Source organism: Nocardiopsis sp. CC223A, assembly GCF_030766825.1.
GTDB lineage: Bacteria > Actinomycetota > Actinomycetes > Streptosporangiales > Streptosporangiaceae > Nocardiopsis.
The window spans coordinates 1-26,456 of the sequence record NZ_JASFDV010000072.1 but is presented as its reverse complement, the minus strand read 5'-3'; the positions used below and the strand labels follow the sequence as shown (position 1 = coordinate 26,456).

26 protein-coding genes and 1 CRISPR repeat array are annotated in these 26,456 nt (G+C 73.7%); of the genes, 13 read left to right on the top strand and 13 right to left on the bottom strand.

What is annotated here, in order from left to right; genetic code table 11:
* Nucleotides 1–31: 31 nt before the first annotated feature.
* Entirely contained in the window at nucleotides 32–3,289 is a 3,258-nt protein-coding gene (locus tag QJS33_RS23985) for an NACHT domain-containing NTPase (RefSeq protein ID WP_306370325.1), read from the top strand.
* Nucleotides 3,290–3,362: 73 nt separating this feature from the next.
* On the opposite strand, the gene QJS33_RS23980 is transcribed toward QJS33_RS23985, so the two are convergent.
* Nucleotides 3,363–4,160, bottom strand: a complete 798-nt coding sequence (locus QJS33_RS23980; RefSeq protein WP_306370324.1) for a Sir2 family NAD-dependent protein deacetylase — start codon at nucleotides 4,158–4,160, stop codon at nucleotides 3,363–3,365.
* A 174-nt stretch (nucleotides 4,161–4,334) separates the two neighbouring features.
* Between QJS33_RS23980 and QJS33_RS23975 the strand changes: the two genes are divergently transcribed.
* Nucleotides 4,335–5,219 (top strand): sulfotransferase, encoded by an 885-nt coding sequence (locus tag QJS33_RS23975; protein WP_306370323.1) that lies wholly within the window; start codon nucleotides 4,335–4,337, stop codon nucleotides 5,217–5,219.
* A gap of 40 nt (nucleotides 5,220–5,259) precedes the next feature.
* Here the strand turns inward: QJS33_RS23975 and QJS33_RS23970 are convergent, their stop codons facing one another.
* On the bottom strand, nucleotides 5,260–5,874 hold the full coding sequence (locus QJS33_RS23970) for a TetR/AcrR family transcriptional regulator (RefSeq protein WP_306370322.1): 615 nt from the start codon (nucleotides 5,872–5,874) through the stop codon (nucleotides 5,260–5,262).
* A 116-nt stretch (nucleotides 5,875–5,990) separates the two neighbouring features.
* On the opposite strand from QJS33_RS23970, the gene QJS33_RS23965 reads away from it, so the two are divergent.
* A complete protein-coding gene (locus tag QJS33_RS23965) occupies nucleotides 5,991–6,965 on the top strand; it encodes a DMT family transporter (RefSeq protein ID WP_306370321.1) in 975 nt (324 codons plus the stop codon).
* Here the strand turns inward: QJS33_RS23965 and QJS33_RS23960 are convergent.
* The gene (locus tag QJS33_RS23960) at nucleotides 6,907–7,455 is read right to left on the bottom strand and encodes a RidA family protein (protein WP_306370320.1); all 549 of its coding nucleotides are present in this window, start codon (nucleotides 7,453–7,455) and stop codon (nucleotides 6,907–6,909) included. The two genes, QJS33_RS23965 and QJS33_RS23960, sit on opposite strands and share 59 nt — an antisense overlap.
* A gap of 93 nt (nucleotides 7,456–7,548) precedes the next feature.
* Here QJS33_RS23960 and QJS33_RS23955 point away from each other — a divergent pair, with 93 nt between their 5' ends.
* Nucleotides 7,549–7,713: a hypothetical protein gene (locus tag QJS33_RS23955; RefSeq protein ID WP_306370319.1), complete on the top strand. Its 165-nt coding sequence runs from the start codon at nucleotides 7,549–7,551 to the stop codon at nucleotides 7,711–7,713.
* Nucleotides 7,714–7,784: 71 nt separating this feature from the next.
* Here the strand turns inward: QJS33_RS23955 and QJS33_RS23950 are convergent, their stop codons facing one another.
* Complete coding sequence (locus QJS33_RS23950; protein WP_306370318.1) at nucleotides 7,785–8,612, bottom strand: aldo/keto reductase; 828 nt, start codon at nucleotides 8,610–8,612, stop codon at nucleotides 7,785–7,787.
* Between the two features lie 405 nt (nucleotides 8,613–9,017).
* Between QJS33_RS23950 and QJS33_RS23945 the strand changes: the two genes are divergently transcribed.
* Nucleotides 9,018–10,187 carry a CdaR family transcriptional regulator gene (locus QJS33_RS23945; protein ID WP_306370317.1) on the top strand — a complete coding sequence of 390 codons (1,170 nt, stop codon included), beginning with the start codon at nucleotides 9,018–9,020 and terminating at the stop codon, nucleotides 10,185–10,187.
* A 7-nt stretch (nucleotides 10,188–10,194) separates the two neighbouring features.
* Here QJS33_RS23945 and QJS33_RS23940 read toward each other — a convergent pair whose 3' ends face one another.
* Nucleotides 10,195–10,608, bottom strand: coding sequence for a hypothetical protein (locus QJS33_RS23940; protein WP_306370316.1), 414 nt, complete (start codon nucleotides 10,606–10,608; stop codon nucleotides 10,195–10,197).
* 149 nt (nucleotides 10,609–10,757) lie between these two features.
* On the opposite strand from QJS33_RS23940, the gene QJS33_RS23935 reads away from it, so the two are divergent.
* Together QJS33_RS23935 and QJS33_RS23930 are read left to right on the top strand one after the other, a co-directional pair.
* Nucleotides 10,758–11,972 carry a cytochrome P450 gene (locus tag QJS33_RS23935; RefSeq protein ID WP_306370315.1) on the top strand — a complete coding sequence of 405 codons (1,215 nt, stop codon included), beginning with the start codon at nucleotides 10,758–10,760 and terminating at the stop codon, nucleotides 11,970–11,972.
* A gap of 200 nt (nucleotides 11,973–12,172) precedes the next feature.
* Nucleotides 12,173–12,769 (top strand): Dps family protein, encoded by a 597-nt coding sequence (locus QJS33_RS23930; protein WP_306370314.1) that lies wholly within the window; start codon nucleotides 12,173–12,175, stop codon nucleotides 12,767–12,769.
* Nucleotides 12,770–12,909: 140 nt separating this feature from the next.
* Here QJS33_RS23930 and QJS33_RS23925 read toward each other — a convergent pair whose 3' ends face one another.
* The gene (locus tag QJS33_RS23925) at nucleotides 12,910–13,854 is read right to left on the bottom strand and encodes an NADP-dependent oxidoreductase (protein WP_306370313.1); all 945 of its coding nucleotides are present in this window, start codon (nucleotides 13,852–13,854) and stop codon (nucleotides 12,910–12,912) included.
* Between the two features lie 65 nt (nucleotides 13,855–13,919).
* On the opposite strand from QJS33_RS23925, the gene QJS33_RS23920 reads away from it, so the two are divergent.
* Complete coding sequence (locus tag QJS33_RS23920) at nucleotides 13,920–14,354, top strand: helix-turn-helix domain-containing protein (RefSeq protein WP_306370312.1); 435 nt, start codon at nucleotides 13,920–13,922, stop codon at nucleotides 14,352–14,354.
* Nucleotides 14,355–14,378: 24 nt separating this feature from the next.
* Here the strand turns inward: QJS33_RS23920 and QJS33_RS23915 are convergent, their stop codons facing one another.
* On the bottom strand, nucleotides 14,379–14,810 hold the full coding sequence (locus QJS33_RS23915) for a hypothetical protein (protein WP_306370311.1): 432 nt from the start codon (nucleotides 14,808–14,810) through the stop codon (nucleotides 14,379–14,381).
* Nucleotides 14,811–15,084: 274 nt separating this feature from the next.
* Between QJS33_RS23915 and QJS33_RS23910 the strand changes: the two genes are divergently transcribed.
* On the top strand, nucleotides 15,085–15,570 hold the full coding sequence (locus QJS33_RS23910; RefSeq protein WP_306370310.1) for a hypothetical protein: 486 nt from the start codon (nucleotides 15,085–15,087) through the stop codon (nucleotides 15,568–15,570).
* Nucleotides 15,571–15,699: 129 nt separating this feature from the next.
* Complete coding sequence (locus QJS33_RS23905) at nucleotides 15,700–16,572, top strand: intradiol ring-cleavage dioxygenase (protein WP_306370309.1); 873 nt, start codon at nucleotides 15,700–15,702, stop codon at nucleotides 16,570–16,572.
* 96 nt (nucleotides 16,573–16,668) lie between these two features.
* Here the strand turns inward: QJS33_RS23905 and QJS33_RS23900 are convergent, their stop codons facing one another.
* From QJS33_RS23900 to QJS33_RS23875, 6 genes are all read right to left on the bottom strand, one after another.
* Complete coding sequence (locus tag QJS33_RS23900; RefSeq protein ID WP_306370308.1) at nucleotides 16,669–16,875, bottom strand: DUF5988 family protein; 207 nt, start codon at nucleotides 16,873–16,875, stop codon at nucleotides 16,669–16,671.
* Between the two features lie 157 nt (nucleotides 16,876–17,032).
* Nucleotides 17,033–17,552: a CRISPR direct-repeat array (repeat unit 29 nt; unit sequence CGGTCCATCCCCGCGTGCGCGGGGCTGAC).
* 172 nt (nucleotides 17,553–17,724) lie between these two features.
* Complete coding sequence (locus QJS33_RS23895; protein ID WP_306370306.1) at nucleotides 17,725–18,177, bottom strand: helix-turn-helix domain-containing protein; 453 nt, start codon at nucleotides 18,175–18,177, stop codon at nucleotides 17,725–17,727.
* A 289-nt stretch (nucleotides 18,178–18,466) separates the two neighbouring features.
* The gene (locus QJS33_RS23890) at nucleotides 18,467–19,345 is read right to left on the bottom strand and encodes an ABC transporter permease (protein WP_306370305.1); all 879 of its coding nucleotides are present in this window, start codon (nucleotides 19,343–19,345) and stop codon (nucleotides 18,467–18,469) included.
* Nucleotides 19,338–20,108, bottom strand: coding sequence for an ABC transporter ATP-binding protein (locus QJS33_RS23885; protein ID WP_306370304.1), 771 nt, complete (start codon nucleotides 20,106–20,108; stop codon nucleotides 19,338–19,340). Before QJS33_RS23885 ends, QJS33_RS23890 begins: the two co-directional genes overlap by 8 nt.
* The gene (locus QJS33_RS23880) at nucleotides 20,108–21,157 is read right to left on the bottom strand and encodes an ABC transporter substrate-binding protein (RefSeq protein WP_306370303.1); all 1,050 of its coding nucleotides are present in this window, start codon (nucleotides 21,155–21,157) and stop codon (nucleotides 20,108–20,110) included. The genes QJS33_RS23885 and QJS33_RS23880 overlap by 1 nt, the downstream gene beginning before the upstream one ends.
* Before the next feature lie 462 nt (nucleotides 21,158–21,619).
* Complete coding sequence (locus tag QJS33_RS23875) at nucleotides 21,620–22,498, bottom strand: MetQ/NlpA family ABC transporter substrate-binding protein (RefSeq protein ID WP_306370302.1); 879 nt, start codon at nucleotides 22,496–22,498, stop codon at nucleotides 21,620–21,622.
* 505 nt (nucleotides 22,499–23,003) lie between these two features.
* On the opposite strand from QJS33_RS23875, the gene QJS33_RS23870 reads away from it, so the two are divergent.
* The 3 genes from QJS33_RS23870 to xylB all read left to right on the top strand — a co-directional run.
* A complete protein-coding gene (locus tag QJS33_RS23870) occupies nucleotides 23,004–24,446 on the top strand; it encodes an MFS transporter (protein WP_306370301.1) in 1,443 nt (480 codons plus the stop codon).
* Nucleotides 24,447–24,453: 7 nt separating this feature from the next.
* Nucleotides 24,454–25,119, top strand: coding sequence for a TetR family transcriptional regulator (locus QJS33_RS23865; RefSeq protein ID WP_306370300.1), 666 nt, complete (start codon nucleotides 24,454–24,456; stop codon nucleotides 25,117–25,119).
* Nucleotides 25,120–25,162: 43 nt separating this feature from the next.
* Nucleotides 25,163–26,456 (top strand): xylulokinase (xylB, locus tag QJS33_RS23860; RefSeq protein WP_306370299.1); only part of this gene is annotated, 1,294 nt, incomplete at its 3' end.

Here is a 26,456-nt window from a genome sequence, read left to right as displayed (position 1 = left end):
CCGCCCCCGACGACGGAAAGGTCCCCCGAACGTGGCCAAGAAGCTCTCCTATTCGGACGCCCTCAAGATCCTCGGCAAGAAGGACTCCGACGCCTGGGACCTCGCCGAGCGGCTCGCCGACGGCGGCCTCGGCCTCCTCGGCGTGCCCGACCTGTTCGGCCTGCGCGGCCTGCTGGTGAGCAAGGGCCGTGAGGCGGTGGAGGGCATCCGGGAGCACCTCAGCGGTGAGAGCCGCCTGACCCGGACCGAACGCATCCTCGCCGCGGAGCGCATCCTCGCTGCGGTCGCCTTCCTGGAGGCCCTGGACGAGGTCTGGGGGGCCGCCGACGCCCCGCTGACCCTGGACGAGCTGGGCCTCACGGAGGAGGACCGGGCCGCCCTGTTCGAGCCCCTGCTGTCCCCCGGCCGGGTCGACCGGGTCGCGCTCCCCCACCGCTGGAACCTCGACGCCGCCCGGCAGGAGCTCGAAGCCGCCCCGCAGGGGGCCGCCGCCCCGCCCGAGGCCCCCTCGGCGCCCGCACGGTCGTCCCGGGTGGAGGCGCCAGCCCGGCAGGAGTACTTCTCCGGTCTGGCCGAGGCCTTCCAGAACACGGTGCCGCGGGTGTCCGCCGCCCGCGGGCACGGCCTCGACTCCCCCGCTCACCCCCTGCTGGTGGCCGTGGGCGAGGAGCTGGGCCGCCGGTCGGCCGAGCGTTACGAGGAGCTGCACCGCACCCTCGCCGCCGACGTGCCCGAGTTCGCCCTGTGGGCGCACCGGCTGGAGCACCAGCGCACCCGCGCCGCCGTCGACGACGGCCTGGGCGAACTGCGCCGCCTGTTGGCGACCGTGGCCTCGGACCGCCCCGTGGACCGGCGCCGCGAGGAACTGTTCGCCGCCTACCGCGCGGTGCTGGAACGGCCCGTGCTGCGCGCCTCCGACGTCCCGTCCGGACTGGTGCTGCCCTCGCTGGCCGACGCCTACATCCCCCCGCGCGGGCGCGTCGCGGCCGTCACCGCCAACGCGGTCCCCTCCTCCGAGGACTGGTGGTCCCTGCACCGGCCGGTGGACGACCTCGCCGCGTTCATCGCCGCCCACCTGACCCACCCCGACGCCACCGACCACCCGACCGTGGTACTGGGGCACCCGGGCGCGGGCAAGTCCAAGTTCACGGAGGTGCTGGCCGCCCGGCTGCCGGCCGCGGACTTCCTGCCCGTGCGGGTGGAGCTGCGCGCGGTCAGCCCCAACTCGCCCATCCACATACAGATCGAGGAGGGCCTGGCCGCGGCCCTGCACACCCGTGTCTCCTGGCGCGAGCTCGCCGACTCCGCCGACGGGGCACTGCCGGTGGTCATCCTCGACGGGTTCGACGAACTCCTCCAGGCCACCGGGGTCGACCGCTCGGACTACCTCGAACGCGTCCAGGAGTTCCAGCAGCAGCAGGAGGCCATGGGGTTGCCCGTGGTCGTCATCATCACCAGCCGCACCGTCGTCGCCGACCGCGCCCGCTTCCCGCTGGGCACCACCGTCATCAAACTGGACCCCTTCGACGAGCCGCGGATCGGCCGCCTGGTGGGGATCTGGAACCGGGCCAACGCCCGGCCCGCGGGCGCGGACGGGGCGCTGACCACCGAGGCGGTGCTGCGCTACCGCGACCTGGCCGAACAGCCGCTGCTGCTGATGATGCTGCTCATCTACGACGCCGAGGACGGGGCGCTGCGCCGCGCCGGCCGGCACCTCACCCACGGGGAGCTGTACGAGCGGCTGCTCGCCATGTTCGCCCGCCGGGAGGTGGACAAGCACCATTCCGGTCTGGGCCGGGAGGATCTGGCCGAGGCCGTGGAGGGCGAGCTGCGCCGCCTGGAGGTGGCGGCGCTGGCCATGTTCACGCGGCGCAAACAGAACGTGAGCGCCGAGGAGCTGGAGCGCGACCTGGAGGTGCTGCTGCCCGACGCCGCGCTGGCCCCGGAGGACGCGGGGATGCACGGCCGGATTGCCCCGGCCCACCAGGTGCTGGGCCGGTTCTTCTTCGTGCACGAGGCGCGGGCGCGGACGGGGGACGGGACCGCGAGCGTGTTCGAGTTCCTGCACGCCACCTTCGGGGAGTACCTGGTGGCGCGGGCGGTGGTCGCGGCGCTGGAGGAGCTGGACGCGTCCCGCTCGCGGACCTCGCGGCGGCGCGGCCGGGCCCGGCGGATCGACGACGGGGAGCTGTACGCGCTGCTGTCGTTCGCCTGCCTGACGGGCCGGGACAAGGTGCCGGACTTCCTGGACGAGCTGCTGGAGCGGCGGTTCGCCGCGGACCCGGGGCTGCGCGGTGACTACTCCGACCTGCTCATCGAGCTGTTCCGGGAGGCGCCGTTCCCGCCGGCCAACCGCTCCTACGCCGAGTTCGAGCCCCAGCGCCTGCCGGTCACGGTCCGCCAGGCCAACTACACGGCGAACCTCGTCGTGCTGCTGGTCCTGGTCCGCGAGGACGACGACCCGGTCGACCTGCGGGAACTGTTCCCGGCCCCGGCGGACGCGCTGGTGGAGTGGCGCAACCTGGTGGGCATCTGGCGCTCCCTGTACAGCCCGGAGTGGTTCAGCGTGCTGGGCACGGTGCGGCTGCGCCACCTGGAGTCCTGGACCCGGCGGGACAGCCACGGTGTGCTGTGCCGGGAGACGGGCGACCCGGTGAACGTCGGCGAGTGCATCGGGTTCGAGCTGCACACGGACGTGGAGGTGCGCCCCGACGTCTACGACCCCTACGGCATGTCGATCGCGTACGACCGGACGATCTCCCGGATGCTGCGCTCCACCGCCATGCGCGTCAACGGCAGCGGGGCCCGCGCCCTCCTAGGGCTGCTCCCCTACCTGGGCGAGGTCCACGGCGACCTGGGCGCCTGGTTCCTGGACCCCGACGGCGACAGCGCCTGGCTGGAGCCGCACGAGGTGCTGAAACTGCGCCTGGCCCCACCCCACCTCGACCCGGAGGGCCGCCTGAACGCCTACCGCCGCATGCTCACCTCGACCCAGCTGGGCCGGCTGGAGCTGCTGGTGCTGCGGCAGGCGGCCGAGGACCTGCGCTGGCCGGGCGGCGGGGACGACGCGGAGTACTCGCCGCTGCGGCGCCTGGTCCGGGAGTACCTGTCCGGGGTCGACTCGGTGGTCTCGGGGAACCGGCTGGCCAAGGACGCCGTCGCCCCCGTGCTGGCCATGTTCCCCGCGGGCCTCCTGCCGGACGGGCTGGTGGAGCGGATCATCACCATCGTCGACCAGGAGAACCCGCAGCGCGGCAGGCGCACGCGCGTGGCCGCCCACCTGCGCTGACCGGCGGTACCCGGCCCCGGCCCCGCTGTCCGGCGGGCGACGCCGGGGCCGTCCGGGGCGGCCCCGGCCCCGCTCAGCGGGCGGCGGCCGCCGTCACCCGTTCCACCAGGGCGGGCAGCACCTTCCCGATGGAGTCGTGCACGACCGCCGAGGCGAAGTCGTCGTAGGGCGTCTCCTCGCCGTTGACGATGACCAGCCCCGCCCCCGCCATCATCGCCATGTCGCACAGCCCCGCCACCGGGTGGACCGTCAGCGACGTGCCGACCGCCAGGAACACGTCGCAGTCGCGGGTGGCGTGCGTCGCCGCCAGGATGACGTCCGGGTCCAGGTTCTGGCCGAACGAGATCGTGTCCGACTTCTGGATGCCGCCGCAGGCCGTGCAGCGGGGGTCGGACTCCTCGTCCAACCGGGCCAGCACCTCGGGGGTGGGGGTGCGCAGCCCGCAGGACATGCACCGCACCCACAGCATCGTCCCGTGCACCTGGACCACCCGTTCGTCGGGCACGCCGCCCCGCTGGTGCAGGCCGTCGATGTTCTGGGTGATGAGCGCGCGCAGCCGTCCGGTGCGGTCCAGGTCGGCCAGGGCGCGGTGGGCGGCGTTGGGTTCGGCGTCCCACACCCGGTGGGCGCGGCGCTGGGCCCAGACCTGGCGTCGGACGTTCACGTCGCCCATGTAGATGGTGATGTCGGACTGGGCCTGGGCGTCGGGGTCGGTGGTCCACACGCCGTTGGGTCCGCGGAAGTCGGGGATGCCGGAGTCGGTGGAGACCCCGGCGCCGGTGAGGACCGTGATGCGGTCGGCCGCCTCCAGGAGTCCGGCGGCCCGCTCGAACGCCCGGGGATCGGCGAACGCTGTGGAGTCTGTCGTCATCGCGGCCCTACCTCGATCTTGCGGCGACTTGGTGTCGTCTTTCCCTCGGCTTGGTGGAGGGCGGCCCCCGGCTCCCCCTGCACACCCTAACCTCGAAAAGCACACGAAGGTGCGCAGGACCGACACCCCTCCATGCACACGAGAAGGGCAAAGGGTGCGAAAATCAGCACGATCATGAAGCAGCCGTCCTACATCCTCGTGGTCAACGGGACCAAGGTGCAGCGCCCCGTCTTCCTTCTGGGCGCTCCCCACTCCGGTGTCCCCGAGATCGCCCGCGCCCTGTCCTGCGCACCCGGGTTCCACATGAGCGCGGGTTCCTCGGGCGTGCTCAACGCCGTGTACGCGGTCGCCCGAAGACCCTCGCTGGCCCTGGAGAAGGCGGCGGGCACGGCCAGTCTGCTGCGCGAGGCGTACGCCGAGTCCTGGCAGCTGACACCGCTGACCTGCCCGCGCTGCGCGGGCCGGTGGGAGCGGGTGCCCGCCAACGCCGCCGCCGAACCGTGCGAGCACAGCCCGGAGGCGACCCGGTACGGGGACGCCAGCCCGGATCTGCTGTTCAGTGCCGGGGCCCTGCACGCGGCCTTCCCCGACGCGCTGTTCGTGCAGATCATCCGGGACGGGCGGGACGTCGTCTCGGAGATGCTGGACGACGAGCGCTCGCTGGCCTGGCTCAAGCCGAGCTTCATGAAGCTGGAACACGAGTTCCCCAACCACTTCTTCGGGCTGGAGGACTCCTCCGACCTGGAGACGTTCGGGGACGGGTCGGTGGAGGCCAAGTGCGCGATGCGCTGGCGGGGGGCGGTGCGCATGTCGGCCGCGCTGAGCCGGGGCACCGACACCGACCGGTTGCTGACACTGCGCTACGAGGACCTGCACGGCGGCGAGGTGCAGACCGCCAAGAGGCTGCGGGAGTTCACCGGGGTCCGGGTGTCGGCGACGGAGCTGCTGATCGAACGCTCCTGGCGGGTGGGGGTGTGGCGGGACCGGCTGTCCCGGGACCAGCACGCGGACGTGGTGGAGGTGGCGGGGCTGGAGCTGTCCCGCCTCGGCTACCTGTGACCCCCGGGGGCACCCCCGGACCGGGCGCGCCCGGTCCGGTTCAGGGCGCGCCGTGGGCGGTGAGCAGGGCGTCGGCGGCGGCCCGGGCGGTTCGGACGGCGTCGGGCACGCCGGTGACGGTCCGGGTGAGGACGGCCCCCTCGTGCAGCATGGCCAGGGTGTCGCCGAGCTTTTCGGGGTCGCGGGCGCCGGACTCCCGGGCGAGGTCGGTGTACAGGGCGCGCAGCCGGCGCTTCTGCTCCAGGGCCACGGCGCGGCCGGGGTGTCCGGGGTCGGCGAGCTCGGCGTAGGCGTTGACCATGGAGCAGCCGCGCGGACTCTCCCGCTCGACCCACTCCTCCAGGGCGTCGAAGGTGGCGGCGATGCGCCCGCGCGCCGTGGCGGCGGGGGCCAGGCGGGCCTCCAGGTGGGCGCGCCAGCGGGCGTCGCGGGCGCGCAGGTAGCGGGCGACCAGGGCGGACTTGGAACCGAAGCGGTCGTAGATGGTCTTCTTGGTGACCCCGGCGCGTTCGGCGATGAGCTCCATGCCGACCGTGTTGATCCCGCGCGCGTAGAACAGCTCGTCGGCGACGTCGAGGATGCGGCGGGCGGCCGGGGTGAGCGGGCGGTCGGTGTGGGCGGCACGGTCGGCCGGGCGGGTCCCGGTGGCGGTCATGGCTCCCCCTGCGGGTGAAAAGGCCTGGGCGGAAAGAACACTACATCGCGAGTATACCGACCGGTGTGTTTACCTGCGGGCGACGGATGCACGCGACAACGTTCGGAGGTCCGCGGATGCGGCACTCGTTCGCCCCGGTCCTGCTCGCGGCAGGGCTGGTGGTGATGTGGAGCTCGGGGTTCGTGGGGGCCGAACTCGGGACCCGCCATGCCTCGGCCGAGACCCTGCTGGCCTGGCGGTTCCTGGCGATCGCCGCCCCGCTGGCCGCCTGGTGCCTGTGGTCCCGGGCGCGCTCGCGGGGCGATCGGCCCCGGCAGGGGCGGATGACCGGGCGGGACGCGGCCGGTCACGCCGTGGTGGGGGCGCTGGCCCAGGCCGGGTACCTGTACGGGGTGTTCGCCGCGGCCGAGGCGGGGGTGGCCGTGGGGACGGTCGCGCTCATCGCGGCGCTGCAACCGCTGGTGGCGACGGCGCTGGCGGTACCGCTGCTCGGGGAGCGGGTCCGGCCCCGGCAGGTCGTGGGGCTGGCGGTGGGCCTGGCCGGGGTGGGGCTGGTGGTGGGCGCGGACCTGCGCGCCCCCGGCGCCGCCCCCTGGTGGGGGTACGCGCTGCCGGTCGGGGCGATGCTGTCGCTGGTGGCGGCGACCCTGTTGGAGCGGCGGCTGCGGCCGGGCGGGTCGCCGGTGCGGGCGCTGGCCGTGCAGTGCGGGGTGAGCGCCGTGCTGTTCACCGCGCTGGCGGCGGGCACCGGGACGCTCGCCCCGCCCGCCGACCCCGGGTTCTGGGCGGCCGTCGCCTGGGTGGTGGTGCTGTCGACCGTCGGCGGCTACGGACTGTACTGGGCGGCCCTGGCGCGGTTCGGGGTCGCCCGGGTGTCGGCGCTGCTGTACCTGACACCGCCGACGACCCTGCTCTGGTCGCTGTCGATGTTCGGAGACCCGGTCGGTGCGGCCGCCCTGGCGGGCCTGGCCGTGTGCGCGATCGCGGTCGTCCTGGTGGCGGGCGCCGGCCGGGGCACGAAGGGCGCGGGGCTCAGGCGGGCGAGCGCTCGCGCAGGTCGCCGGGGTCCTCCGACCCGGGAAACGCGGTGACGCCGGGCCTGGACGACCCCTCGATGCCCTCCAGCATCTCCCGGGTCTCGTCGTCCTCGTCCAGCTCCGCGGTGTCGCGGACGTCCGGGACGACCGCGGTGCACACGATCTCGACCAGCGCCTCCGGGTCCATGAGATCGGTGACCCCGACCACCGTCATCGGCGGGTAGTAGCGGCCCATGTGGCGGCGGTACACCGACCCGATGCTGTTGCTGCTGACCCGGTAGGAGCGCATCGCGGTGGTGTAGATGCGCATGTCGACCACGTGCACGGGGTCGGCCCCGGCGACGCGCAGCGCCTCCACGACGTTGCCGAGCGCGCGGTCGAACTGCTGGACCACGCCGTCCCCGGTCACCACCCCGTCGGCGCGGCGGGCGACCTGACCGCCGATGTGGACGACCCTGCCCGGTGTCACCACCAGGGTGTGGGAGAACCCCACCGGGTCGGCGAGGGTCAGCGGATTGACGATCTGGTGCGGTGTGCGGTCCACCGGCGGGCCCTTCCGGTCATGGTGCGGCCCACCGGCCGCGTTCGGGCGGACTCCCCGGTGGGGGTCGCCCGGGCGGGCGGCTACGATGAGCCCATGTCGATCACTTTCCTGCTGTCCGCGCTCGCCCTCGTCGCGGTGCTCGCGCTGTTCGCCGCCATCTTCGTCGGCGGCTTCGTCTACGTCCTGCGCATGAAGCGCCAGGGCACCGAGGCCACCCTGGCCGGCGCGCGCAGGCGCCGCGAGCTGCGACAGAACTAGGCCTCATCCGGCGGACCGCTCCGAACGGGGCGCCCACCGGACACGTCCCGGAACCGCGGGGCGGCGGCCGGTCAGTCGCCGTCGAACGCGTCGGGGTCGGGACCGGTCCTGGTCCCGTCGTCGAGCGCACCGATGCGGTCCATCTCCTGGTCGGTGAGCTCGAAGTCGAAGATGTCGAAGTTGGCGCGGATGCGCTCGGGCGTCACCGACTTGGGGATGACGACGTTGCCGAGCTGTACGTGCCAGCGCAGCAGCACCTGGGCGGGCGTGCGCTCGTGGTCCTCGGCGATCCCGATGATCGTGTCGTCGACGACGAGGTCGCCGTGCGCGAGCGGGCTCCACGCCTCGGTGACGATGGAGTGCCGCCGGTCGAACTCGCGCAGTTCCGCCTGGGGCAGCAGCGGGTGCAGCTCGACCTGGTTGACCATGGGCGTGATGCCGCCCTCCTCCATGACCCGTTCCAGGTGCGGGATCTGGAAGTTGGACACGCCGATGGCGCGGACCCGGCCCTCGGCGTACAGGTGCTCCAGCGCCTTCCAGGTCGGAACGTAGAGGTCGCGGGCGGGCAGCGGCCAGTGGATCAGGTACAGGTCCAGCGTCTCCAGGCCCAGACGGCCCAGACTGGCGTCGAAGGCCCGCAGGGCGGCGTCGAAGCCCTGGTCGGGGTTGGCGACCTTGGACGTGACGAACAGGTCGTCGCGGTCGATGCCCGAACGCCGCAGCGCCTCGCCGACACCGCGTTCGTTGCCGTAGGCGGCGGCCGTGTCGATACTGCGGTAGCCGACCTCCAGCGCGGTGGTGACCACGTCGACGACCCGGTCGTCGGGGACCTGCCACACCCCCAGGCCCAGCTGCGGCATGCGCAGCCCATTGTTGAGCGTGAGCTCGGGAACCGTCATCGTCCTCATCGCCGTCATCCCCCGTCGGCCCGTAACGCCCTCGCCGCCCGCCGAAGGACCGTCGGCGGGCCCGCGGCCTCCCCCAGGCCGCACACTTGGCATACTGCCACGGCGGACCGGTCACGCTCCGGTGGCTGCACCGCCGCCGTACGGGCTTTTTACCCGGGAGTCCGCTGATCGCACCGCCGATCCGGTGGCGGAGGCCGCCGAACGGCGACGGCGCACGGGTACGCCCGGCACTCCGCGGCCGTGCGGACGGGGTGCGCGGTACCCCGCGGCGGCCCACGGGCGCGCGGCGGCGCGGGCACTGCTCGGCCCGCCGAACGTGCGGCACCGGGCGGCGGCGCACGGGCACGGCGGCCCGCGGGCGTGCGGCACACGGGCAGCGGCGAGGGAGGGGTGGGGATGGGGCGGGAGCGGCGGGCCGCGGTGGGCGCGGAGCTGATGCGGGACCGCGCCGCTCTGGTGGAGCGGATCGTGGCCGAGGTGCACGCGGAGGTGCCCGCCTACCGGGCGCTGCACGGGTCGCAGCTGGCCGAGGTGCGGGCGATCACGGCGTGGCTGGTGACCCGGTCCCTGGAACTGTGGGTGGCCGGGGCGGACCGGCTGACCGCGGAGGACGTGGAGCGGCTGCGCGGGATCGGCCGCAGCCGGGCGGCCGACGGCCGGTCGATCGGCGCCGTGGTGCGGGCGCACCGGGTGGGCTCGGTGGCGGCGGTGCGGGCGGTGGCCGAGTACGCGGCCGACCGGCTCGACGCCGCGGACGTGTTCGCTCTGAGCGAACTGTGGATGACCTCGATCGACCAGATCTCCGAGAGCCTGGCCGCCGGGCACGCCGAGACCGCCCGCCGGATGGACGCCGACCTGGAGCGGGCGCGGCGCACCTTCCTGGACGACCTGCTCATCGGCCGCCAGGCCTCGCGCGGCGCCATCCGCGACCGGGCCCGCACCCTGGGCATCACCCCGCCGGACCCGGGCGTGCTGGTGGTGGCCGAACCGGTCGGCGGCGAGGCGCCGCCGGTGACGGCGTCGAGCGCCCTGGAACTGGCGGCCCGCATGGAGCCCGCGGGTGGCGACCCGCTGGTGACCACGCGCTCGGGGCGGGTGGTGCTGCTGCTGGCCCCCGACGACGCCGACCGGGCGGCGCGGGCACTGGACGGCGGCCACTGGCGGGGCTGCATCCCGGCACCGCGGCCGCTGGCGGACGTGTCCGCGGCCTACCGGCTGGCCGACGGGGCGCTGGAGACGGCACCGCCGCACGCGTTCGGGTCCGGCGGGCTGCTCGGCGAGGCCGACGCCTGCGTGCTGGCGCTGCTCAACGGCGGCCCGGTCGCCCCGGACGCGGTGCGCCGGGCCGTCCTGGGGCCGCTGCTGACCGAGTCGGGCGCGCACCTGTTGGAGACGCTGCGGGCGTACTTCCGGGAGGGCGCGGCGACCGCGGCGGCCGACGCCCTGCACGTCCACGCCCAGACGCTGCGCTACCGGCTGCGCCGGGTGCGGGAGCTGACCGGCCACGACCCGCACCGGCCGTGGTCGCGGTTCGTGCTGGAGACGGCCTGCGCCATCGCGCCCTGACCGGGGGTCACTCCCCGGGCCGCCCGACGACGCGGTCCCGGTAGGCCTGGAAATCCTCCCAGGATTCCCCGCCCACCTCGTCGGAGAGGAACTCCCCATCTGAGCAGTCGAGGGCGCGGCAGTCCAGCAGGCGGGCCAGGCGCCGCGCGGTGGTCACGGGGTCCCCGCCGCCGCGGATGTGCAGCATGATGCTCTCGACCGGGTCCCGGGCGCCGATGCCCGACTCCATCGACCACCCGTCCTGCTCGTCCTGGAGAATGCCCCAGGTGGGGTCGGACAGGTCCACGCCGGGGAAGGCGGCGCGGATCCGGTCCAGGACCTCGGCCGCCGGGCCGATCGGCGGCGGTGGGTCGTCGTCGGTCAGGTCGTCGACCGACACCGCGTCGTCCGGAAAACGCATCAGCAGTACGTCCCAGCTCACGGGGCCTCCTCTGTTCGGGGGCGGGGGATACGGGCCGACCCTAGCGCCCGGATACGACGCGGCGGGTGTCCGGAAGCGGCCGCGGGGCGGGGAGGCGCGGGTGGGTAGGAGTCAGGGGTCCCCGCAGACACACCCCGAAAGGCGCCGGTATGTCCGTCTCTCCCCCGCAGCTGCACGGCCCCGAGTTCGAGGCCGACCCGCACCCCGCCTACCGGTGGCTGCGCGAGCACTCCCCCGTGCACCGCGTGGACCTGCCCGGCGGGGCCTGGGCGTGGATCGTCACCCGCTACGACGACGCCAAGGCGGTGCTCGCCGACCCCGACATGCTCAAGAGCCCGCACGCGGGCAACGAGGTCTGGCGCAAGGCCGGGCTCGGGCTGCCCTACGACCACCGGCCCTCGCTGATGCTCAGCATGGTCAACGTGGACGCCCCCGACCACACCCGGCTGCGCCGGGCGGCGGGCACGGCGTTCACCCCGCGGCGGGTGCGCACGCTGGCGGAGCGGGCCGAGCGCGTCACCGCCGAACTGCTGGACCGGATCACCGCCGACGGCTCCGGCGAGGCCGACCTGGTGCGGGACCTGGCCTACCCGCTGCCCATCACGATCATCTGCGACATCCTCGGGGTGCCCGAGGCGGACCGGGCGGAGTTCCACCGGCAGGCCGCGGTGATCGACTCCTCGTCCTACGAGGAGATGGAGGCGATCGCCGCCACCACCGACTGGTTCGACTCCTACCTGGGCTCCCTGGTGGACGCCCGGCTGGCCGCGCCCTGCGACGACCTGCTGGGCGACCTGGTGGAGGCGCACCGGCGCGGGGAGATGAGCCGCGACGAGGTCACCTCCGCGGCGTTCCTGCTGCTGGTGGCCGGGCACGAGACCACGGTCGCGCTCATCGGCAACCTCTTCCACCTGCTGCTGCGCCACCCCGACCGGCTGGAGCGGCTGCGCGCCGACCGCGACCTGGTGGGCCCCGCGATCGAGGAGGCGCTGCGGATGGAGAGCCCCCTACAGAACGCCACCTGGCGGTTCCCGCGCGAGGCGACCACGGTGGGCGGGGTGGAGCTGGCGGCTGGCGAGCCGATCCTGGTGTCGCTGCTGGCGGCCGGACGCGACCCGGCCCGCTACGAGGACCCCGACGCCTTCGTCCCCGAGCGGGGCGACTCGCACCTGGCGTTCGGGCACGGCGCGCACTTCTGCATCGGGGCGCAGCTGGCCCGGATGGAGGCGCAGGTGGCGGTGAACGCGGTACTGGACCGGCTGCCCGGGCTGCGCCTCGCCGACGGCGGGGAGGACCTGCGCTGGTGGCCGAGCATGATCATGCACGGGCTGTTCGCGCTGCCGGTCCGGTTCGACCCGGTCTGACCGGACCCAGGGCAACGGGCCCGGGAGCGGGAAGAACGGCAGGAGCAAACGGGCGGAAGCCGAAGAAGCACCGAAAACTTACCCGTGATTGATCCGTTATGCGGGCTTCGCGGGGGGTAGTGGGCGGAGACTGGCAGGCGGAGTTCCGGCAGGGGCTCCCCGCGCGAACACGAGTCACATCGACTGGAGGGGGACCAGAGGTGACGACCACAGGCAACAGGTCCGGGACGGCGTCCGAACCCGGGAGCAGCCAGCCCTGGCTGCACCAGAAGGGCAAGGAGATCCAGGAGTTCGGCACGGTCCGCCAGCTCCCGGTGGGGTTGTCCTACGACGCGCGCATGTACTCGTGTCAGCGGCTCAACCAGGTGCTGTGCGACACGCGGATCCTGCACGACCTCTACAAGAAGCACCACTGGCTGATGCGCGGCCAGACCTTCTACCAGCTGCACCTGCTCATGGACAAGCACGCCGCCGAGCAGCTGGAGCTCATCGACACCATCGCCGAGCGCATCCAGACCCTGGGCGGCGTGGCGGTCGGCGACCCCCGGCACGTCGCGGAGATCACCAACATCCCGCGCCCGCCGAACGGGGTCGAGGAGGTCCCGGCGATGCTCTCGCGCCTGCTGGAGGCGCACGAGACCATCCTGGAGGAGGCGCACGACGCGGCGGCCCGGGTGCAGGAGCTGGGCGACGACGGCACCAACGACGTGCTGGTGTCGGACGTCATCCGCAGGAACGAGCTCCAGGCGTGGTTCGTCGCCGAGCACCTGGTGGACACGCCGCTGGTGCACTCCTGACGGACGCGGTGCGAGGGGCCGGGCTGCGTGCCCGGCCCCTTCCGTGTGTCCCCGACCGCCGGTCCCGGTCTGCGCGGGGTCCGCGCGGCCGGTCGGCGCAGGGTCCCGCCGCGGTCTCCGGCACGGCGCCGGCCGACCGGTCAGCGCAGGGTGAGGACGATCTTGCCGGTGGTGCGGCCCTCCTGGCTCATCCGGTGGGCGTCGGCCGCCTGCTCCAACGGGAACGTCTCCGCCACCAGCGGGCGCAGCAGGCCCTTGTCCGCGAGGTCGGCGATCTGCTCCAGGGCCGCGTGGTCGGGGGCGACCATGACGGTGGTGCCGCGCACCCCGCGGGCCGCGGCGGCCTCGGCGACCTGCTCCAGGGCGAAGGGGTTCTGGATCCCGAGGTAGAGGCCGCCGGGGCGCAGAACGCCCAGCGAACGCTCCAGATAGTCGTCGCCGACGCCGTCCAGGACCACGTCCACCCCCGACACCGCCTCGGTGAAGTCCACCGCCGTGTGGTCGACGAGCTCGTCGGCGCCCAGGTCGTACAGGACGTCGTGTTTGGCGGCGCGGGCGGTGCCGATGACGTGTGCGCCGCGCGCCTTGGCGATCTGCACGGCCAGGTGGCCCACTCCCCCGGCGGCGGCGTGGACCAGGACCCGCTGCCCGGGTTCGACGCGGGCGGCGTCCACCAGCGCCTGCCAGGCGGTGAGGGCGGCCAGCGGCAGCGCGGCGGCGTCCACGTGGCCGAGCCCGGTCGGCTTGCGGGCGAAGTGCTGGGCGGGGGCGACGACCTCGTCGGCGTACGCGCCCGGGGTGGTGGGGAAGTTCGGCATCCCGAACACCTCGTCGCCGACGGCGAACCGGGTGACGCCGGGGGCGACGGCGGTGACCGTGCCCGAGACGTCCCAGCCCTGGCCGAAGGGGAGGGTGTGCCAGTACCCGGTCTCGCGCATCTTCCAGTCGGTGGGGTTGACGCCGGCCGCGTGCACCCGGACCCGGACCTGGATCGGCCCGGGGTCGGGGACGGGCACCTCGACGAGGTCGAGGACCTCGGGTCCGCCCAGGGAGGATTGTTGTACGGCGCGCATCTGCTCTGTCATGCCACCAGGTTTCCAGCTACGGTATCCCCTGTATAGAAGGCACTTTCGAGAGCTATAGGTACCTCATGTATACGACCCCCGACCTGCGTGAACTCGGCGGAGCCAACGCCTACCTGCGCGATTGCGCCTCGCGCAGCGCCCTGGACCTGCTGGCCAACAAGTGGGTGTGCCTGGTGGTGGGCGCGCTCGCCCGGGGTCCGATGCGGTTCGGCGCACTGCGCCGCCTGCTGGACGGGATCACCCAGAAGATGCTCACCCGGACCCTGCGCGACCTGGAGCGGGCGGGGCTGGTGGACCGTACCGTGTACCCCACGACGCCGCCGCAGGTGGAGTACTCGCTCACCTCGCTGGGCGAGAGCGTGGGCACGCTGTTGGGCGCGATCCGCGGCTGGGCCGAGGAGCACATGCACGACGTGGAGGCGGCCCGCGCCCGCTACGACGAACGCGCCGCCCGCCCGGTGGAGGCGCTGTCGGCGAACGCCCCGACGGCCCGCGGCTGAGCGGGGCGCCGGGGCGGGAGGGCGTCAGCCCGCGACGGGCAGGGCGGCGGCGACGAGGTCGCGCTCCCTGCGCCCCAGACCGCCGAAGATGAGGCGCAGCCCCTGGTCGGCCTCGGGGTGGGAGACCACGAAGGAGGAGTTGAGGATCCGCTCCTTGACCGGCGTGCGGACCAGGCCGGCGCGCGGGATGGTCATCAGGTGCGCCCGGGGACGGGCGAACATCGAATCCGCCTGGAAGATGTACAGGTTGAGGTCGGTCACCGCCAGGTACATGGGCGTGGGGACGGGGATCACGGCCATCCCGCCGCTCAGGGCCGCGGAGGCGGCGGCGAACGCGGCCGTCCGGGCGACGGAGACGGAACTGAGATTGACGATGGTCGTCACCTCGACCTGTTCGCCGGGGGCGAGCATGGGGTCGAGGGTTTCCAGCAGCAGGCGGCGGCGTCGGCCGTTCACGTGGAGTGCTCCAGGGGAGAGTGCCGGCCGGAGGGGCGTTCCCGCTCCGGCGTACGGGGATCCGGCCCGGAGCGCCGGCGGGGATGCCTCCCGGGGAGCGGGCCGGGGGGTGCGTGACCGCGCGGGGTTCCGGGCACAGAGGATCACCAAAGCACACTTTGTCACATATAACGGACATCCTTCGCTGGTCTCGGCGTTCCTTGCGTCACGCCCGGGCGGAGATCCACCGCTAGATTGGTGGGCCCGCGCCCCCGCCGCACTCCCGGAGGACCACGTGCCCCGTATCGGCATCACCGGACACAGCGACCTCGGCGAGGAGACCACCGCCCTGGTGCGGCGGGCCCTGGACCGCGAACTGGCGGCGTTCGGCGGCGGGCCCGAGCTGGTCGGGGTGTCCTGCCTGGCCAAGGGGGCCGACCAGGTGTTCGCGGAGTCGGTGTGGGAGGCACGCGGGACCCTGGAGGTGATCCTGCCGTCGGTCGACTACCGGGAGACCAAGGTGGCGGCGGACGACCTGTACCGGTTCGACGGGTTGCTGATGCGCGCCGCGGCGGTACGGTTCATGCCGTTCCGCACCGCCGGCGAGGAGGCGTACGAGGCGGCCAACACCGCGGTGCGGGCCCGGGTGGAGCGGCTGTTCGCGGTGTGGGACGGCAGGCCCGGAACCGGCAGGGGCGGCACCGCCGACGCGGTGGCCGCCGCCCGGCGCCACGGCGTCCCGGTGCATGTGCTCTGGCCCGAGGGAGCCGTCCGCGGATAGCCGGGCGGCAGCGGTGCGAACGGGGGTTTCCCGGGCCGCGCTCACCGTGTCCCCAGGGTTCTCTCAGTGAAAGTCCGTACCTTGGCGCCCAGAGCCCCGGAGAGCGGGGCCGCGACGGGTGGGGGATGCATGGACGGGGACGTGTTCCCAGGGCCGGTGCTGGACCGGCGGCGGGCGATCGCGCTGGGCGGCGGGGCCGTCGCCGCGGGGGTGGCGGGGTGCTCGGCCGACGTGGCCGGGGGCGGCTCGGGCGCCGCGGCCACGCCGTCGCCGAGCGCCGCGGAGGGGGTGTGCGTGCTGTCGCCGGAGGTCACCGAGGGGCCCTACTACCTGGACGGGATGCTGGTCCGGGAGGACATCACCGAGGGCAAGCAGGGGTTCCCGCTGGCACTGGCGATCACGGTGGTGGACTTCGAGAACGGGTGCACACCGCTGACCGGTGAGGGCGTGGCGGTGGAGATCTGGCACTGCGACGCCTGGGGGTACTACTCGGGGTACACCGAGGCGAGCCCGGGCGGCGAGGTGCCCGCCGAGGACGGCGAGGGCGACGAGCAGTCGTTCCTGCGGGGCATCCAGCCGGTGGACGGGGAGGGCACGGCGCGGTTCACCACGATCGTGCCGGGGTGGTACAGCCCGCGCGTGACGCACGTCCACCTGAAGGTGCACACCGAGGGGGAGATCGACACGACCTACGAGGGCGGGACGACGGTGCACACGGGGCAGCTGTTGTTCTCCGACGCGTTCTGTGCGGAGGTGGCGGAGCGGGAGCCGTACTCCGAGCACGTGCTGGAGCTGACGCCGGTCGAGGAGGACCAGGTGTTCCAGGAGGCGCAGGCGGCGGAGGGGGACCCGGACAGCATGGTGGTCACCCCGGTACCGGTGACGGAGGGGACGCCGGAGGACGGGTACACACTGGCGGTGGTGGTGGGCGTGACCATGGACGAGTCGGCGGGCGGTGGCGGCGCCCCGGGCGGGGCTCCCCCAGCCCCGCCGGAGGAGTGACCGGGACCGCGGGCGACCGGCCCGGTGCGGTGACCGCGCGTCAGGGCAGGGCGGAGCCGTGGTCCGGCGGTCGGATCACGGCTTACCGGCCCCGGTTCACCCGGCCATCTCGGTCCGGGACGTCCACTCGTAGACGGAGACCGGCCCCTCCGAGGTGTCGGCTCGCCTCTGCGTCGGGATGAAGTGCTCGTACCCGTTGCGGAACGGCAGCTTGAGCTCGTCACCGGGCCGGTCTACGGACACGATTCGCTCGTTGAGCTCCTCGGGCCCGCCTTCCAGCATTGCCTTGGCTTCGGTACCCATAACCGCAGATTCTCACAGCACACCGACCTTGGCCAGGGACGACACCCGCCTGTGGACGAACGGGTCCACGGAAGCCCCATCCGGTCGGCGGCACGCGCCGATCGCTCGTCCGGTACGCGCCGCCGCCGCATCCTCATCACGCACTCACCGAGCGCACAGCCACACCGCGGTGTGCGCGGGGCTCACGGTGCCGTTGCCGACCGTGAACACCCGGGTTTCGACCCATCCCCTCCCCGCGTGCGCGGGGCTGACGTTCCGCATCCGATCAGAGCCGCCTCCAGTTCCGGTCCATCCCCGCGTGCGCGGGGCTGACTCATGTCGTCGGCGGACATGCGGCCGGTGATCGGTCCATCCCCGCGTGCGCGGGGCTGACTACGCCGACACCGACGCGGACCGGTGGCGGTTCGGTCCATCCCCGCGTGCGCGGGGCTGACCACAGGGGAATCGGGTCGAAACCCTCTTCGCCCGGTCCATCCCCGCGTGCGCGGGGCTGACACGCACCGGCTCACACCACGGCGCTGGCGTGCGGTCCATCCCCGCGTGCGCGGGGCTGACCGGCGGATGCCGGTCAGCTCCGCCCACGCGGTCGGTCCATCCCCGCGTGCGCGGGGCTGACGCGCGCTGGTCCAGTGGCGGCGCGAAGGGCACCGGTCCATCCCCGCGTGCGCGGGGCTGACAGTTCACGACCTGGGCAAACGCAGGGCGTTATCTCCGCGTTATGTTCATCTCGGCGCGCCTCGGGGCGACACCTCCGAACACTGTGGCACGGGGACCGGCACGGACTCAAAACGGGGTTCGGGGTCCTGGGGCCAGGACAGGCAGGTCACCTACAGGGATCATCCTCAGCAGTCACTTGGGCACCGGAGCCACCTTGCGGACGCGGGTGTCGGCGGCGTCCAGGGGGGCGCCGTCGGCCGCGGTGACGGCGAGCGGGGGGACCGGAGCGCCCGTGGCACGGGCGAGGAGTTCGGAGTGTTCCTCGCCCGGCGCGAAGGCGTGGCACTCCCCCCACTGGCGCAGGGCGACGACGACAGTGAACAGGTCCCTCCCCTTCTCGGTGAGGGCGTACTCGCTGCGGGTGCCGCGCTCGTTGGGGCACCGCTCCATGACGCCGACGGCGATGAGCGCCCGCAGACGGTCGATGAGGATGTTCCGCGCGATGCCGAGACCGCGCTGGAAGTCGCTGAACCTGCGGACCCCGTCGAAGGCGTCGCGCACGATCAGCAACGACCAGCGGTCACCGAGGAGGTCGAGGGTCCGGGCGACCGGACAGTGCGGATCGGTCCATTCCTGGTCGGACATGCGACCTCCATTCGGTGGCATTTTGAAACCATTGAGTCGTGGCCCCTTGTTGGTTTCAAACTACTACCGAAACCCTGCGAGGGCGGGCGAATGACGACATGTTCGACCGAGTGCGCGAATCCGTGGCCAGGAGCCTGCTCGCGGTCCGGTGCGCGGCGTCCGTGGCGAACGTCCGTGCTGGAGCAGATCGGCGTCGGGCGACCGGACCATCGGCGCGTACGTGGTGTCCTACTCGCCGGGCGCCGCTCCGGGCGCCGTCACTGCGGCGTGGGTGTACGCGGGTGGTGCGTCAGGAGGTCAGGCCCCAGCGGCGGCGCAGGGCGCGGTCGGCCCAGTTGAAGAACACGTCGATCACGATGCCGATGACCAGCACGATGATGATGTAGGCCAGCAGCCGGTCGGCGTCGTTGAGCTGGCGGGCCTGGCTGAGCGCCCAGCCGATGGAGTTCTGCTGGTTGATGATCACCAGCAGCTCGCCCGCCATCAGGGACCGCCAGGCGAACGCCCAGCCCTGTTTGAGCCCGGTGACGAACATCGGCAGCGCCGCCGGGACGATCAGCAGCGAGTACCGCTGTATCCCGCGCAGCCCCATCACCTGTCCGGCGCGCAGCAGCGTCGGCGGCACGTAGTCGATGCCCGAGACGAGCCCGCCCGCGATGGAGGGGGCGGCGCCCAGCACGATGACGAACATGATCGCCGACTCGCTGATGCCGTACAGCAGCATCGCGAACGGGAACCACACGATCGACGGCATGGTCTGGAGCCCGGTGATGAGCGACCCGATGGCCGTCCGCAGCGGCTTGAACCGCGACACCGCCAGCCCGACGACCACGCCCACGGCCAGCGCCAGCGCGAACCCGGCGAGGGCCCGGCGCATGGTCACCTGCACCGCCGCCCAGAACTCCGGCGTGGTGACCTCGCCGAACAGGGCGGGCAGCACCCTGTCCGGGCCGGGGAACACGAACTCGGTCCGCCACCCCGACCACACCACGGCCTGCCAGGCGGCCAGCACCAGGACGACGGCGACGAGCTTGGGCCAGGTCGCGGACCACAGCGCGCGGGCCTTCTCGCCGAACCCGGCCCGGTCGGTGCCGTGCCCGGGCCGGAGTTCGAGGGCGTCCAGCCCCTGGACCTCGCGGTCCCGGTCCCTCACGTCGGTGTCAGGCATGGCGGGAGACCTCCTTGCGGAGCCGGTCGGTGATGACGGCGGCCTGGGTCGCGATGGGGGCGGAGTCGATGCGGCGGGGCCGCTCGCCCTCCACCGGGAACTCGGCGATGACCCGGCCCGGGCGGCTGGACAGGAGCACGACCCGGTCGCCCAGGCGCACCGCCTCGCGCACGTTGTGGGTGACGAACAGGACGGTCAGCCCCCTCTCCTGCCAGATCCGCTCCAGTTCGTCGTGGAGGATGTCGCGGGTCATGGCGTCCAGGGCGCCGAACGGCTCGTCCATGAGCAGCACGTCGGCGTCCTGGGCCAGCGCGCGGGCCAGGGCGACGCGCTGGCGCATGCCGCCGGACAGCTCGTGGGGCTGCTTGCGCTCGAACCCGGTCAGGCGCACCAGGTGGAGGAGTTCGGCGACGCGCCGTCGGCGCTCGGCCCGGGGCACCTTGTTGACCTTCATCGGCACCTCGATGTTGGCGCCGATGCTCAGCCACGGGAACAGTGCGGCCTCCTGGAACATCATGGCGACCCGGTGGTCCCCGACGTCCACGGTGCCGGCGGTGGGCCGGTCGAGTCCGGCGACGAGGGAGAGCAGGGTGCTCTTGCCGCAGCCCGAGGCCCCCACGATGGACAGGAACTCCCCGGTCCCGACGGTGATCGACATCCCGTCGATGGCGGTCACGGCGCTGTCTCCGTGGCCGAACACCTTGGAGATGCCGTTGATCTCGGCGGCGGCGGTCCGCGGGGGCGTGTCGGTGATGGCGGTCATCAGGGCCCCTCCCCTTCCAGCCCGGCGACCGGCTCTCGGCCGTCCTCGGCGAGGAGGGCGTTGAGCGGGTCCAGGGCGTAGATTCCGGTCAGGTCGACGGGGTCGAGCAGGCCGACGGCTTCGGCTCTGTCGGCTCCGGTGAGCAGTGAGGGTGCGGCGGGGTCGACGGTGAAGGCGATGTTGTCGAGCGCCGCGGCGGTGAGGCCGGGGTCGGGTGCCTCCCCGGTGAGCCCCTCCAGGTGGGCGGAGACGGCCCGCAGGGCGGCGTCCGGGTCGCCGTCGGCCAGGTCGACCGCCTCGATGTGTCCGCGCAGCAGCTCCTCGACCCGTTCGGGGTGGTCGCGGAGCAGTTCGGCGGAGACGACGAGCTGGGTGGTGACGAACTCGCCGCCGGGCCACAGGTCGGCCTCGTCGACGAGCAGGTGCGCGTCGTCCTCGGCGAGGACGCGGCCGAGGAAGGGCTCGGGGAGCCAGGCCCCGTCGATCTCGCCGAGCGCGAAGGCGTCGACGGTCTCGGGGTTGCTCTGCGGGACGATGGACAGGTCGCCGCCGCCGGCGGTGTCGGTGTCCCAGCCCTGTTCGCGGGCGAACCAGCGCAGCGCCACGTCCTGGGTGCCGCCGAGCTGGGGTGTGGCCAGGGTGGTGCCGCGCAGGTCCTCGACGCTCGCGATGTCGTCGCGCACGACCAGGCCGGCGCCGCGGGTGGCGGCCCCGGCGACGACGCGCAGGGCCCGGCCCTCGGATTGGTACCAGCCGTTGACCGTCGGGTTGGGCCCCAGGTAGGCGGCGTCGATCTCGCCGGTGAACAGGGCGTTGACCGCGTCGGGGCCGCCGTTGAAGGTGCGGGTGTCGAACGCGGTGTCGCCCAGGGCTTCGGCGAAGATCCCGTTCTCCACTCCGACCAGCGCCGGGGCGTGGGTGAGGTTGGGGAAGTAGCCCAGGGTCAGGGTGTCGTCCCGTGCCGGGTCCGCGGCGCATCCGGTGGCGGCGGCTCCCAGGGCCAGCAGGACCGCGGCGGCGGCCCGCAGGGGCGGGGAGGGCACACGCATGGAGGAGTCCTTTTCGGGCGCGGTCTGGGGACGGGCCAAACTCTACTTAATAAGTAGGATTTGTGAAAGTCAGTGTGCCACCCCGGGTCGGCGCCGCACTCCCGCGGGGTCCGCTCCCGGCGGCCCCCTGGCTCCGACCACCCGGGGACCGCTGGGAAAGTCCAGCTCAGAGCGGTTTTCCTGGGCGGATCACCGCGCGGCGGCCGGTCGGCGGCCGACGGCCGACACGGCATGTGATCCGGGACACCTTCTGCGGCGCGGGCGTGTCGGGCCGCAGGCCGGACGCGGAAAGGCCCCCGGGGCCGCCGGGGTCGGGAGAAGCGCGAGGGGCGGCGGGGCGCGCGGCCCCACCGCCCCTGCGGTGTGCGGGGTCCCGCGCCGCCCGCCGGAGAGACGGGCCGGCGGCGGCGCGGAGCCCTTGTGCGATCGGGGCCCGTGGGCCCCGTTCGGTCCTGCCGAGTCCTACTCGGCGGTCTCGATGACGTTGCCGTCGGCGTCCACGGCCAGGACGACGCCCTGCCAGGACTCCTTCACGAACTCCAGGACGCGCTCGTCGTGCAGCAGCTCGGCGAGCAGCCGGACACGCTCGTCCTCGACGTTCTCCTCCAGGGCCACCAGGCCGTTGGCGTAGGCCTGGACGTAGTCGTCGCCCTCGGGCTCCCAGGCCAGGACGTTGCTCTCCTCGGGCAGGTTCGCCTCGATGGCGTAGTTGCCGTTGACGACCGCGGCGTCCACGTCGGCGATGGCGCGCGGCAGCTGCGCGGCCTCCAGCGGCGTGACGGTGATGTTCTCGGGGTTGTCGGTGATGTCGTTCTCGGTGGCCAGTTCCCCGGCCTCCGGGTCCACCTCGATGAGGCCCTCGGCCTGGAGGATGCCCAGGGCGCGGTTGAGGTTGGCCGGGTCGTTGGGCACGGCGATCTCGGCGCCCTCGGGCAGGTCGGCGACGCTCTCGACGCTCTCGGAGTACAGGCCGAGCCGCTCGATGTGCACGTCGGTGATGTACGTGAAGTCGGCGTCGGGGCCGTTGGCCGCCCACTCGTCGAGGTAGGTGCGGTGCTGGAAGTAGTTCGCGTCCAGCTCGCCCTCGACCAGGAGGGTGTTGGGGGTGTTGTAGTCGGAGATCTCCACGATCTCCAGGTCCAGCCCGGCCTCCTCGGCGAGGTTCTCGTCGATGAAGGCGAGGATGTCGCCGTGCGGAACGGGGCTGACGCCCACGCGCAGCACATCCGCCGCGCCCTCTCCCCCGTTGTCCTGCGCGGCCTGCTCGCTGGGGGCGCCGCAGGCGGTGAGCGCCAGGGTGGCAGCGGCGGCGGCACCGATGACGGCTGAGGTCGTGCGCATGTGCGCTCCTTCGTGATCGTGAGGATGAGGATCGCGGGGGGTTCCGCCGCACCGGTACGCGACCGGCGCTCGGGTGGGACCGGGGAGTCCGGTGGGACATCCGATGACCCGACCGAAGACTATCCCACCTTCTTGGTAGGAAATTGCCCGCCCGGCCTCGGCGACGCGTGGCATCGGCCACACGAAGCCGAGGCCACCGCCACGGCCGGGGCTGAACCCGGAAGGGACCACGCCGCGGAGCGCGGTGGCCGGCACCCGACAGGCCGCCCTCGACGCAGCCCGGAGCGGAAGCCCCCCGGCGCCCGACCCCGCCCCGACGCCGGACACCGCCCCCGATCGAACCCTTGCACGTTAGGTGAGCCTAGCCTTAGGCTCTATTTTCGATAGTCGACTCTCGAAAATCTGTGAGACGGAACGAGGCACCCCCGTGGAGACGACCTCCCAGACCCCGCCCGCAACGGCGGAGGACACGGCCCGGCGCCGGTCACGGCGTACCACGGTCGCCGTGACATCGCTGTCGGCGGCCGTGATGACCCTGGACGCGACCGTGCTCAACGTGGCCCTGCCCGGGATCGGCGACGAGTTCGCCGCCCCGCTCGGCCATCTGCAATGGGTGGTCAACGGGTACACGCTGGCCTTCGCCGCGCTGCTGCTCACCGCCGGGTCGCTGTCGGACCGGCTGGGGCGGCGCGGCGCCTTCGCGGCCGGGATGGCCGTGTTCACCCTGGCGTCGCTGGCCTGCGCGCTGGCACCCGGCTCCGGATGGCTGGTGGCGGCGCGGATCGTGCAGGGGGCGGGGGCGGCGTTCGTGTTCGGGACCGGACCCGCGCTGATCGCCGGGGCCCACACGGGCCTGCCCGAGAGCGCGCGGCGCACGGCGATGGGCATCTTCGCCGCCGGGGGCGCGGCCGCCGCGGCGCTGGGACCGCTGGTGGGCGGGGTGCTGGTGGAGTTCGCCGGATGGCGGTCGCTGTTCCTGGTCAACCTGCCCGTCGGGGCGCTCGCGGTGGCCTGTGTGCTGCTGTGGACGCTGCCGCAGCCGCGCAGCACCGGCGGGCGGGTCGACGCGGCGGGCGCGGTGCTGGCGGTGGCACTGCTGTTCGCCCTGAACTACGGGCTGCTGACCGGCTCCGGACAGGGCTGGGAGCGGCCGGACGCGGTGGCCGCGCTGGTGGCCTGCCCGGTGCTGCTGGCGGTGTTCCTGCTGGTGGAGCGGTCCCGGGGGGACGGCGCGATGCTGGACCTGTCACTGTTCCGCATCCCGACCTTCGTGGGCGCCATCGGGCTGTCGTTCGCCGCGCGCGTCACGAGCTTCGGGATGTTCCCCTTCCTCATCCTGTGGCTGACCGGGGTCGTCGGACTGGGCGCGTTGCAGGTGGGGCTGGTACTGCTGCTGATGCCCGCCGGGATCTTCCTGCTGGCACCGCTGGGCGGACTGATCGCCCGGTCGGTCCCCGTGCGCGTGATCATGGCCGCGGGGATGGCGCTCATCGGGGCCGGGCTGGTGTGGGCGGCCCTGGCCCTGGACCAGCAGCAGGGCTGGGCCGCGATCGCCCCCGGGCTGCTGCTGGTCGGGGTGGGCGCGGGCCTGATCACCCCGCACATGATGGACCTGGCCGTGTCCGTGGTGCCGCCGGAGCGGGCGGGGATGGCCTCGGGCACCGCCAACACGTTCTTCCCGCTGGGGACGGCCGTGGGCGTGGCGGTGTTCGGGGCGGTCGTGTCGGCGGTGGTCGGGGCCCGGGTGGCCGAGCCCGGACGGGCGACCGCCGGGGACTTCACCGGGCTGGCCGGGGCCGCGGCCGAGACCGCGCGGGCGGCGTACGCGGACGGGCTGGCGCTGGTGCTGCTCGTGGCGGCGGCGACGGCGTTCGCGTGCGCGCTATCCTCGCTGGTGCTGATCCGGGCCCGGGACGTCCACGGGAACGGGGCCGGCGGACCACGCTAGGAGGACCATGCCCGAGCGCGCGCCGGGGCGGCGGGGTCGGCCGCCCGCCCTGACCCCCGAGGCCATCGCCGAGGCCGTGCTGGCCGTGGGGTTCCCCGGCCTGACGGTGGCGCGGGTGGCCGACCACCTGGGGGTGGGTCAGGCGACGGTGTTCCGGCACGCCGCCAACCGCGACAACCTGGTCCGGCTGGGGATGTCGGCGCTGGCCCGCGGGGCGGAGTGGCCCCCGGTGGAGGGCTCCTGGCGGCGGATCCTGGAGGGATACGCGCTGGCGCTGTGGGAGGCGATGGCCCGGCACCCCGGTTCGGCCACCGAGGCGTCCCGGGGGATGCTTCCGCCCGAGGCCGTGGACCTGTTCGACACGCTGTGCGCGGCGCTGATCGAACGGGGTTTCACCCCCGACGGCGCCGCGCTGGCCTGCGACACCGTGCTCGACCTGGCGGTGGACAACCGGCGCGGGGTAGAGGGCCTGGACCACCTGCCCGGACTGGGCCGGGAGGAGATGCGGCGGCTGTGGGCGGACTCCCCCGGCCGACCCTCGCCGGCCCGGACGGCGATCCGGCGGGTGATCTCGGCCGACCCGCGCTCGTGGTTCGAGCGCAAGCTGCGGATCGTGCTGGCGGGGATCGCCGCGGAGGTCGCGCCCCGTGACAGAACGGACGGCGCGGACTAAGTTCGTTGGGAGCCACGACTAATTCCCTCACCGCGGAGTCCCGATGCCCCTCGTCGCCGGAATCGACAGTTCGACCCAGTCCTGCAAGATCGTGGTCTGCGACGCCGACGACGGGAGTGTGGTGCGCGAGGCGCGCGCCCCTCACCCGGACGGCACGCAGGTCCACCCGCGCGCCTGGTGGGCGGCGCTGGAGGAGGCCTCGGCGGGGCTGCTGGACGGGGTCGCGGCCGTCGCGGTGGCCGGGCAGCAGCACGGCATGGTGACCGTGGACGGGGACGGCGAGGTGGTGCGCGAGGCGCTGCTGTGGAACGACACCCGGTCGGCCGGGGCGGCCCGGGACCTCATCGCCGAGCTGGGCGGGCCCGACGCGTGGGCGGAGGCAGTGGACAACGTCCCCGGGGTCTCGCTGACGGTGTCCAAGCTCCGCTGGTTCGCCGAGAACGAACCGGAGACCGCCGCCCGCGCGACCGGGGTGATGCTGCCGCACGACTGGCTGACCTGGCGGTTGACGGGCGGGGAGGGCGACCCGACCACGGACCGGGGCGACGCCTCCGGGACCGGGTACTGGTCGCCGAGCAGCGGACGGTACCGGGCGGACCTGCTCAAGCGGGCGTTCGGCCGGGAGCTGGACACCCCGCGGGTGGCGGCGCCCGCCGAGACGGTCGGGTACACCCCGGGCGGGGCGGTGGTCGCCCCCGGCACCGGGGACAACATGGGCGCGGCCCTGGGACTGGGGCTGGGGCCGGGTGACGCGGTGGTGTCGCTGGGGACCAGCGGGACGGTGTTCGCGGTGAGCGAGACGCCGGTGCGCGACACGTCGGGGACCGTGTGCGGGTTCGCCGACGCGACCGGGCGGTACCTGCCGCTGGTGTGCACGCTCAACGCCGCCCGGGTGCTGACCGCCACCGCGGAGCTGCTCGGCACCGACCCGGCCGGGCTGGACGCGTTGGCGCTGGCGGCGGAACCGGGTGCGGGCGGGCTGGTGATGCTGCCCTACCTGGACGGGGAACGGACCCCGGCACTGCCCGCGGCCACGGGATCACTGCACGGGATGCGCCGCACCAACATGACGGCGTCGCACCTGGCCCGGGCCGCGGTGGAGGGGATGCTCTGCGGGCTGGCCGACGGGCTGGCCGCGTTGACCGACCGGGGCGTTCCGGTACGCCGGGTGCTGCTGATCGGCGGGGCGGCGCGGTCGGAGGCGGTGCGCCGGGTGGCGGCGACCGTGCTGGAGGCCCCGGTGGTGGTCCCCGAACCCGCCGAGTACGTGGCGCTGGGCGCCGCCCGCCAGGCCGCCTGGGCCCTGGCGGGCACCGCCGCACCGCCGGAGTGGGCCG

What these genes read in the sequence shown, in the direction of transcription:
- QJS33_RS23980 (WP_306370324.1), bottom strand. Translation starts at nt 4,160, where the DNA reads ATGACGACAGACTCCACAGCGTTCGCCGATCCCCGGGCGTTCGAGCGG.
- QJS33_RS23975 (WP_306370323.1), top strand. Translation starts at nt 4,335, where the DNA reads ATGAAGCAGCCGTCCTACATCCTCGTGGTCAACGGGACCAAGGTGCAG.
- QJS33_RS23970 (WP_306370322.1), bottom strand. Translation starts at nt 5,874, where the DNA reads ATGACCGCCACCGGGACCCGCCCGGCCGACCGTGCCGCCCACACCGAC.
- QJS33_RS23965 (WP_306370321.1), top strand. Translation starts at nt 5,991, where the DNA reads ATGCGGCACTCGTTCGCCCCGGTCCTGCTCGCGGCAGGGCTGGTGGTG.
- QJS33_RS23955 (WP_306370319.1), top strand. Translation starts at nt 7,549, where the DNA reads ATGTCGATCACTTTCCTGCTGTCCGCGCTCGCCCTCGTCGCGGTGCTC.
- QJS33_RS23950 (WP_306370318.1), bottom strand. Translation starts at nt 8,612, where the DNA reads ATGACGGTTCCCGAGCTCACGCTCAACAATGGGCTGCGCATGCCGCAG.
- QJS33_RS23945 (WP_306370317.1), top strand. Translation starts at nt 9,018, where the DNA reads ATGGGGCGGGAGCGGCGGGCCGCGGTGGGCGCGGAGCTGATGCGGGAC.
- QJS33_RS23935 (WP_306370315.1), top strand. Translation starts at nt 10,758, where the DNA reads ATGTCCGTCTCTCCCCCGCAGCTGCACGGCCCCGAGTTCGAGGCCGAC.
- QJS33_RS23925 (WP_306370313.1), bottom strand. Translation starts at nt 13,854, where the DNA reads ATGACAGAGCAGATGCGCGCCGTACAACAATCCTCCCTGGGCGGACCC.
- QJS33_RS23920 (WP_306370312.1), top strand. Translation starts at nt 13,920, where the DNA reads ATGTATACGACCCCCGACCTGCGTGAACTCGGCGGAGCCAACGCCTAC.
- QJS33_RS23905 (WP_306370309.1), top strand. Translation starts at nt 15,700, where the DNA reads ATGGACGGGGACGTGTTCCCAGGGCCGGTGCTGGACCGGCGGCGGGCG.
- QJS33_RS23900 (WP_306370308.1), bottom strand. Translation starts at nt 16,875, where the DNA reads ATGGGTACCGAAGCCAAGGCAATGCTGGAAGGCGGGCCCGAGGAGCTC.
- QJS33_RS23895 (WP_306370306.1), bottom strand. Translation starts at nt 18,177, where the DNA reads ATGTCCGACCAGGAATGGACCGATCCGCACTGTCCGGTCGCCCGGACC.
- QJS33_RS23890 (WP_306370305.1), bottom strand. Translation starts at nt 19,345, where the DNA reads ATGCCTGACACCGACGTGAGGGACCGGGACCGCGAGGTCCAGGGGCTG.
- QJS33_RS23885 (WP_306370304.1), bottom strand. Translation starts at nt 20,108, where the DNA reads ATGACCGCCATCACCGACACGCCCCCGCGGACCGCCGCCGCCGAGATC.
- QJS33_RS23880 (WP_306370303.1), bottom strand. Translation starts at nt 21,157, where the DNA reads ATGCGTGTGCCCTCCCCGCCCCTGCGGGCCGCCGCCGCGGTCCTGCTG.
- QJS33_RS23875 (WP_306370302.1), bottom strand. Translation starts at nt 22,498, where the DNA reads ATGCGCACGACCTCAGCCGTCATCGGTGCCGCCGCCGCTGCCACCCTG.
- QJS33_RS23865 (WP_306370300.1), top strand. Translation starts at nt 24,454, where the DNA reads ATGCCCGAGCGCGCGCCGGGGCGGCGGGGTCGGCCGCCCGCCCTGACC.